The organism is Candidatus Accumulibacter vicinus (assembly GCF_000584955.1).
Taxonomy (GTDB): Bacteria; Pseudomonadota; Gammaproteobacteria; order Burkholderiales; family Rhodocyclaceae; genus Accumulibacter; species Accumulibacter vicinus.
Genome location: NZ_JDSS02000019.1, coordinates 183,510 through 191,868, shown reverse-complemented (window position 1 = coordinate 191,868; position 8,359 = coordinate 183,510). Strand labels below are relative to the sequence as shown.

Here is an 8,359-nt window from a genome sequence, read left to right as displayed (position 1 = left end):
CCTTCAGGCCCGTGATGTCGACCGAGGTCACGCTCAGCGCATCGCCGTCGGCATCGGTGTCGTTGCCCAGCAGACCCGGTGTGGCGACGATCAACGCCTGGTTGGAGCGGGTGGTATAGCTGTCGCCATTGGCGACCGGGTCGCGATTGATCGGAACCAGGGCCAGTGCCGGAGAGATTGCAGCGGAAAAAGCGCTTGCGCCGAAGGGGCTGGGATTCGATAGGTTGTCTGACGCGCTCGTATCAGGTAACGACGCCAAACCCTGGCTCGCCGCGGAGGTCAGTGCGCTCCGCGAATTGGCGCCGTCGTCGCGCGAGCCGGTCGTCTCATCACCACCCTCCCGGAAGAAATGCACTGCCGACGTCGTTGTGTCGCCGTTGAACAACCCACCGAGGCGATTATGGCCATCCTTCTTCATGAACTCTCCTTGCGAGACAGTGCGTCAACCGAGCATTGGAAGATGGGTCACCGCATTGGAAGAAGCCGCAAGCAAATTTCGCACCATATAAAAGATGATACTAATTTAATGCGCCTTACCATTCGCGGCTGGGTGCTGATGTAAAAAATCCCGACAAAAGATGAGAAATTTAACGGCACGATTGGGAGTATATGAACCTTCATCAAGGGGCGTCAATCTCGAATTTCGCCCCGGTGGCCCTTGAAAAGTCATTCGGATCACGCCCGGCTCAGTGTCTCACGACGGGTGATGGCAGCTCGTCTTGTTTCAGTCTCGTTGCGCAGGGTCACTTCCACCCCGTACCTAGCAAGCGATACGCTGGTCGGGTACCGATGCCGATGTCGGCGCGGCGGCGGAATCGGCGCCGCCAGACGCTCGATCAGGTCGAGCCAAGTGGCAAGGTGTGTCTGCACGGTGCGATAGCGCACGGTACGTTCGGGCCAGCGACGGCGATGGAGGTGCGAGCGTGCGCGCAGGCGGTAGCCATGGGGATTCGGGTCGAGCACTCAAGGGGTCAACCTTCGCGGCGCGATGCACTCAGGCGGCGGCGCGCGCGCCCTCGAGCGCTGCGGTCCGCAGTAGCCGGCTTGGCCCGGGGGATACCTCGGGCTTGTCCTGGCATGCCGCGCGTGAGGATTTCGGGGCCAAGGCGGTCTTTGACAACCTCATAATGTCCTGGTCACGCGCGGGCCCCAGGTCGTTGCCGGGAGGGTGATCGAACGCCCGCCGTGAGCGATCTCGGTGCGCGGCGGTTTTGCCATGCCGGCCGGTGGCGTTTTGCCGGTCGGTCAGCCGACGGTGCCATCGCATGGCAGTCAGTACCGTCGCTGATCCGGCGCAGGCGCTTTGTCTTCGACCGGTATTCAAGAGTAAGCTACCGGTGGAACCGTTGCGAGCTTCGAAGGAGGTCGTCGATGTTGCATTTTCTCAATCAATTCACGATTCGGCAGAAAATCCTCGGCCTGATCTTCGTTGCGCTGCTTGGGGCGGCGAGCACGGGCTTCGAAGGGATGCGCGGTACCGCCACGATGAGCGAACTGGCAGACAGGATGTATACCGACCAACTGCAGCCGATCGCCTGGGTGGCGGTAGCCAATCAGAACGCGATTTACGTCAATCGCGCCGACTATCGCCTCGCCGTCGAAACCGAGGCGGCGCGCCTGCGTGAAGCCGCGGGCAACCGCGAACGCTTCGAAAAAGAGATGATGCGCTTGCTCGACCTCTACCGCAGGGCCGATCTGACGCCGGCCGAGGCGGACGCCATGAAGCGCTTCGACGCGGCTTGGCGAGCGATGAATACAGTCTGTCAGAAAATTGGCGATCTGGCGCGCGGCGGTGTCGAGCGGGACCTCAAGCCGGCGCTCGATCTGATGGCCGGCGAATGCCGGCCGAAGTTCCAGGTTGCCGACGACATCCTGAGCGAAATCGTCGAGATCAATCTGGCGCGCTCGGAGCAGGCGATCAAGGGCCTTCGCCAGCAGGGCAACGACGTGCGCGACGTGGAAATCGCTGTTCTGGCCGTTACTGGCGCGCTGTTGCTCATCCTCGGGATGGCCGTCCTGCGCAGCACACTGCGCCAGTTGGGTGGCGAGCCGGCACGGGTCCGGGACGTCATGAAACGGCTGTCGAATGGCGATCTGTCTACCCTGCTGCCGATCGAACCCGGCGATACGGAGAGCATGGCCTGTTCGATCAATACGATGATCGGGACGCTGTCGCGCCTCGCGGTACGCGCCGAGGCCATCGGTCGAGGCGATTTTTCCGAGGATGTCCCCCTGCTGTCCGAAAACGACCAGCTCGGCCAGGCGATCGACAATATGAACCGCATGTTGCGCGCAACCAAGCTGGCGGATGCCGGCCGCAACTGGGTCAAGGACGGTTACAACCACTTGTCGACCGAGTTGACCGGCGGGCTTTCGCTACAGCAGTTGGCCGACACGGCGATCCGTGTCGTCGGCCGCTATCTCGCGGCTGGCCGCGGCGTGCTTTACGTTTTCCGGCCGCAGGAGAATTGCCTCGAACTGCTGGCGAGCTACATGTACACCCAGCGCTCCCGCCTGGGGAATCGCTTCGCGGTCGGCGAAGGTGCGGTTGGCCAGGTGGCGCGCGAACGGAAACCGATCATCCTGACCGCCGTCGACCCAGATGGCGCGCCGGTCGTTACCGGAACGCTGAGTGCGCTTCCCTGCTATACCTACACCTATCCGTTGCTGCGTGAAGACGTGTTGCTGGGCGTCGTCGAACTGGCCAGCTTCGAGCGTTTCGACGAACTGCAGTGCGAGTTCCTGCTTGGTGCGACCGGAATAGTCGCGTCCTTTCTCCATGCCGCCGAACAGCAGGAAAACGTTCGCCGCTTGCTCGTGGTGGCGGAGAACGCGGAGAAGGAGGCACGACAGCAAAGCGAGCGCCTGCAGGAAGCGAACGCCCGCATGGAGGAGCAGCAGCAACAGTTGCAGCAACAGGCGGAGGAGTTGCGCCAGAGCAATGTTCAGCTCGAGGAGCAGCAGCAGCAGGTACAACAGCAGAGCGAGGAACTCGAACAAACCAATTCGCAACTCGAGCAGCAACAGAAGCAGCTCGAACAGAGCAACTTCGAATTGCGCCGCTCGCGCGAGGAACTCGACGCCAGAGCACAGCAACTGGAACTCTCCAGCCAGTACAAGTCGGAGTTTCTGGCCAACATGTCGCACGAGTTGCGCACACCGCTCAATGCCATCATCCTGCTTTCCAAGATGATCGCCGGTAACGCCGGTGGTCGCTTGAACAACGACGAGGTGAAGCAGGCGGAAGTCATACACCGGGCGGGAGAGGATCTGCTGCACCTGATCAACGATGTGCTCGATCTTTCCAAGGTGGAGGCCGGGCACATGGAACTTCACCCTGCGCTGGTCGACAGTGCGGCGCTGAGCGCGAGTTGCCGCGACCTGTTCGAACACGCCGCGCGTGAGCGCGGCCTGACCTTCGATGTCGCCGACCACATCCAGGGCGGCTTCGTGAGCGACGTGGACAAGATCGGCCAGATTCTGCGTAACCTGTTGTCCAACGCGTTGAAGTTCACCAAGAAAGGAGGCGTCAGTCTGCGGCTCGAACGTCGTTCCGGCGACGCGCTGCCGATCCGGATAGATGTCCGCGACACGGGAATCGGGATTCCCCCCGACAAACAAGCCTTGATCTTCGAAGCTTTTCGCCAGGCGGACGGCTCGACCTCGCGTCAATACGGCGGCACCGGCCTGGGCTTGACGATCAGCCTGCGCCTTGCACAGTTGCTAGGCGGGACCATCGAGCTGGCAAGCACACTTGGCGAAGGCAGCGTGTTCAGCCTGCGGCTACCGGAAGACCCTACCAATCAGCCGCTTGCCGCAGCGGCACCGCCCCCCGCGCCGCCGCCGACGGTGGCCGAGGAGCGGGTGATCGCTCCGCTCGATGATCGCGAACACTTGGCTCCAGGCGATCAGGTGATCCTTCTGATCGACGACGACCTGGCTTTCGGCAATGCCTTGCGGCAACTCAACCGCAAACTTGGTTACAAAACGCTGCTCGCGGCGAACGGGGCTGACGGCATCGAGCTGGCGCGCCGGCATCGACCAGCGGGTATATTGCTCGACCTCGGCTTGCCGGATATGGATGGCAGTGAGGTCCTGCATGCCATTAAGTCGAGTGATCTGGCGCCTATTCCGGTGTATGTCGTGTCGGCGCGCGACCGCGACGCGGCACTTCTGCGCCAGGGAATCGTCGGCTATCTGCAAAAGCCGGTCAACGCGGACCAGCTTGCTCGTGTCGAAAACGAGGTGATCGCGGCGCGAGCTGCCGTCCTGGTGGTCGGCAGCAGCGGGATAGACGCCGCCGAAGTGTTGCGCATCATCGGTCCGCGTTTCGGCCAGGTGCGGCAATGCGCCGCCGGTGAGGCGTTGCGCGCCGCGCTGCGCGAGCACCGCTGGCGCTTGGCACTGGTCGTGTTGCGCGAGCGGGGTGCCGACGAGGGAGTGACGATTGCCGAAAGCATCCGCCAGGCGAGCCCGGAGACGGCGATCCTGTTTTTCTCCCCGCAGCCGGTGAGCGAAGCGGACGAGGCGCGCCTGCGCGTCTACAGCGACAGCATCATCGTCAACACGCCGCAAGCCGATCAGCGCTTGTTGCGTAATGTCGAACGTTTTCTGCTCGAAGTGCCGCAAGCGGCGCCCAGCACGACAGTCGAGGATGGTCACCAGCGTCTCGCCGGGCGAAGTATCCTGGTGGTCGACGACGATCCGCGCAACCTGTTCGTCATCACGGCCGCCCTCGAGCAGAACGGCGCCAGCGTGCGTAGCGCGGTCAACGGGAAGCAGGCGCTGGCGCTGCTGGCCCAGGCCGCGGTAGATCTGGTCATCACTGACATCATGATGCCCGAGATGGATGGCTATCAGACGATCGCCGCCATTCGCGGCACACCCGGTCTGGCCAGCATCCCGATTGTTGCCTTGACCGCCAAGGCGCTGCCGGAAGACAAGAAGAGCGTGCTGGCGGCGGGCGCCGACGACTACCTTTCGAAGCCGGTCGACTACGAAGTCCTGGTCAACATGGCGGCCCTATGGTGCGCGAAGCGCTGAGTCCGGCATGAGCACCGCTCTGCTGTCGGCTGGCCAGACAAACCGGGTCGGCGTTCTCGGTCGTCTCACGTCGGCGGCCGAACAAGCCGAGTTGTTGTCGTTGTTGGCCGCGTACGAGGCAAAGGCGGACGGCGAGCCTTTCGAAGTGGACGTCTACGACGCCGAAACCTTGCCCGCGCCACTTGTCGAGGCGCTGGTCCGGCTGGTCGACCTTGGCCGGCGGCTGACGATCGTCGCCTATCGTCCACTGCTGGCGCATTGCCTGATGCGCCTCGGTTTGCCGGTGCGACAGGTGGCCGGTCCGAGACCGCCGGCGCCTTTGGCCCGTTGCCGGGCGCTGGTGGTCGGAGGCTCGGCACAGAGCCTGGACAAAATGCTGCAAATCGTCAACGGTCTACCGGTCGGCGAGACCACGGTTTTTGTCGCGCAGCACGTGCGGGAAGACCAGATCAGCCTGCTCGACCGATTGCTCCAGGTGCGCACCGACTATCGGGTGGTGATGCCACAGCACCTGATGGCGGTCGAAACGTCGACCATCTATGTCGCGCCGCCGGGGCGCCACCTTAAAGTGGCGCATGGGCTGGTCTATCTCACTCGCGACGGCAAGGTCAATCATGCCCGACCGTCGATCGATGTGCTCTTCGAATCGGTCGCCGGCGAGTACCGCGAGCAGTGCCTGGGGGTTCTGCTATGCGGTTTTGGCAATGACGGGGTCGCGGGTTGCGCTGCTCTCAAGGAGGTCGGGGCCTGCGTCGTCGTCGAGGACGGCGACGAGTGTGGCGCGGCGCGCGTGCTGCCCGATGCCGCTTGGGCGGCGGGGCGTTTCGACCACGTCATGAAGTGCGCCGGGATAGCCAGCTTCGTCGCGGCTGCGATCGCCGGGCTTCAGGCGGCGCCAACCGGCCGTCTGCTGGATTTGTTTCTCGAAGCGCTGTGGCGTCAGTACGACTACGACTTGCGTGGTTACCAGCGGGACAGTCTGGAAAGGCGACTGAAGAACCTGATGGGACAGTTCGGCTTGCCGGGCTTTGCCGATTTTCAGCGCGCCGTCCTGTCGCAGCGTCCGCTGTTCGAGCGCCTGGCGGCAGAAATCTCGGTCGGCGTGACCGGCTTTTTCCGCCACCCCGAGCAATTCCGGCTGCTGCGCGACGATGTCCTGCCCTACCTGGCGAGCTTTCCGGTCCTCAAGATCTGGTCCGCTGGCTGTGCCACCGGCGAGGAAGCCTTTTCACTGGCGATCCTGCTCGACGAACTGGGGCTCTTGCCGAGAACGCGCCTCTTCGCCACCGATCTCAACGCGTACTACCTCGATCTCGGCAAGAGCGGTCTGTTTCCCGTGGCAAGTCTGGCCGATAGTCGCCGCGACTACCTGGCCAGCGGCGGGCCGGGTTGCTTCGACGATTACGTCGAACACAACGGCCGCTGTCTGAAAGTGCGGGAACGCTTGCGGCAATCGGTCCTGTTTCACCGCCACTCATTGCTCAGCGAAGGAGTGTTCAATGAATTCCAACTCATCGTCTGCCGCAACGTCATGATCTATTTCGATGTGGAAAACCAGCGGAAGGCCCTCGCCCTGTTCGCGCGCTCACTGCATCCGGACGGCTTTCTCGTGCTCGGTCCACGCGACGGCCTGATCCATATGGCCAGCGAGCATGGCCTCGTACCTCATTCGACTGGCGGGCACATCTACCGCCTGCGGAGAGGGGGCGCGTATGCCTGAGGACTTCCTGATCCTGGTGGTGGACGACAACGCCAATAACCGCTTCGCGCTACGGGCACTGCTTTCCCGCTTGACCGGCAGCGAGGTGATCGAGGCTTCCTCGGGCGAGGAGGCGCTGATGCAAACCGTTGCGCGTGACGTGCACCTGATTCTGCTGGACATCCAGATGCCCGGCATGGACGGCTTCGACACGGCGCGTCACCTGCAGATGACGGAGCGCACGCGCAACATCCCGATCATTTTCCTGACCGCGGTGTTCAAGGCCGACGAGTTCGTCAGACGGGGATTCGCCCTCGGCGCAGTGGATTATCTGACCAAGCCGATAGAGGACAATCTGCTGCTGTCGAGGGTGCGCTTCTACCAGATTCTGCATGCTCGTGAGAGCCATCTGGCGGCGACGGTCGAGCAGTTGCGACAACAGGAACTCGCCCTGATCGCGGCCTTGAACCGCGCCGAAGCGGCAAGTCGGGCGAAGAGCGCCTTTGTTTCGAACATGAGCCACGAACTGCGCACGCCACTCAACGCGATCATCGGGTTTTCCGAACTGATGGCCAAGTCCAAGACGCTCGGTGAGACCGACCGGAAGAACCTCGAGATCATCAATCGCTCGGGCGATCATCTGCTGGCCTTGATCAACGATGTGCTCGAAATCTCGAAAATCGAGGCCGGGCGGGTCGAGCTTCTGGAGGGAGCAACCGACGTCGGACGGCTGCTGCGCGATGTCGTCGATCTGCTGCAACCGCGTGCCCTGCGCGCCGGACTTGCCCTGACGGCGGACATCAAGCGCCTGCCGGGCGCCCTGCGCGTCGACGCGACCAAGCTACGGCAAGTACTGCTCAATCTGCTCGGCAATGCCATCAACTTCACCCGGCAAGGCAGCGTCACCCTGGCCGTTGCTGGAGAACCCGCCGAAAACGGTGCCTGGCGACTGGCGGTCGAAGTACGTGACACGGGAATCGGCATCGCGCCCGAGGACCAGAAACGGATCTTCGAGCCCTTCACCCAGATCGTGACGCACCCCACCTCTTCCGGTACCGGCTTGGGGCTCGCCATTACGCGGCAGTACCTGACGATGATGGGCAGCGAGCTCGAGGTGGAATCGACTCCTGCTGTCGGCTCGACCTTCCGTTTTGTCCTGCTGCTGCCGGTGCTCGAAGAGGGAGAGATGGCGCCGGACGAGGACGGCCCGACACCGAGCGCGCTCGATCACGGCAAACGCATCCTGATTGCCGATGACGATCCCGATGCGCGCCAGTTGCTGGTCCAATTCCTGAGTCCGCTCGGCTTTGTCCTCGCCGAAGCTGCCGACGGCATCGAGGCGGTCGAACTGTCGGCGAGTTTTGCTCCCGATCTGGTCATCATGGACTGGCGAATGCCGAAACTGGATGGCTTGCAAGCCGCGCAGCGGATCAAGGCTCAGCCTGGCGAGCCGCGGCCAAAGATCGTGGTGTTTTCGGCTAGCGCCCTCGAAGAGCAGCGGCGCACGGCGATGTCGGCCGGAATCAGCGATTTCCTGCGCAAACCGGTGCGGGAGAGAGAACTGTTCGATGTGCTGGCCGCGCATCTCGGGCTGCATTTCCGATATCGCCAGCCGAA

General features: G+C 63.0%; 5 protein-coding genes. 3 read left to right on the top strand and 2 right to left on the bottom strand.

Annotation, left to right across the window (positions count from 1 at the left end; genetic code table 11):
- Both CAPSK01_RS22170 and CAPSK01_RS07285 read right to left on the bottom strand, forming a co-directional pair.
- Window positions 1–418, bottom strand: a 418-nt coding sequence (locus CAPSK01_RS22170; RefSeq protein ID WP_273703245.1) for an Ig-like domain-containing protein, incomplete at its 3' end; no start/stop codon positions are given.
- A 257-nt stretch (window positions 419–675) separates the two neighbouring features.
- Complete coding sequence (locus tag CAPSK01_RS07285) at window positions 676–963, bottom strand: hypothetical protein (protein WP_034924498.1); 288 nt, start codon at window positions 961–963, stop codon at window positions 676–678.
- Between the two features lie 408 nt (window positions 964–1,371).
- Here CAPSK01_RS07285 and CAPSK01_RS07280 point away from each other — a divergent pair, with 408 nt between their 5' ends.
- The 3 genes from CAPSK01_RS07280 to CAPSK01_RS07270 form a co-directional block, all read left to right on the top strand.
- A complete protein-coding gene (locus tag CAPSK01_RS07280; protein WP_273703244.1) occupies window positions 1,372–5,043 on the top strand; it encodes a response regulator in 3,672 nt (1,223 codons plus the stop codon).
- 7 nt (window positions 5,044–5,050) lie between these two features.
- Window positions 5,051–6,763 (top strand): chemotaxis protein CheB, encoded by a 1,713-nt coding sequence (locus CAPSK01_RS22165; protein ID WP_273703243.1) that lies wholly within the window; start codon window positions 5,051–5,053, stop codon window positions 6,761–6,763.
- Window positions 6,756–8,359, top strand: a 1,604-nt coding sequence (locus tag CAPSK01_RS07270) for a response regulator (protein ID WP_273703242.1), incomplete at its 3' end; no start/stop codon positions are given. The genes CAPSK01_RS22165 and CAPSK01_RS07270, both read left to right, overlap by 8 nt.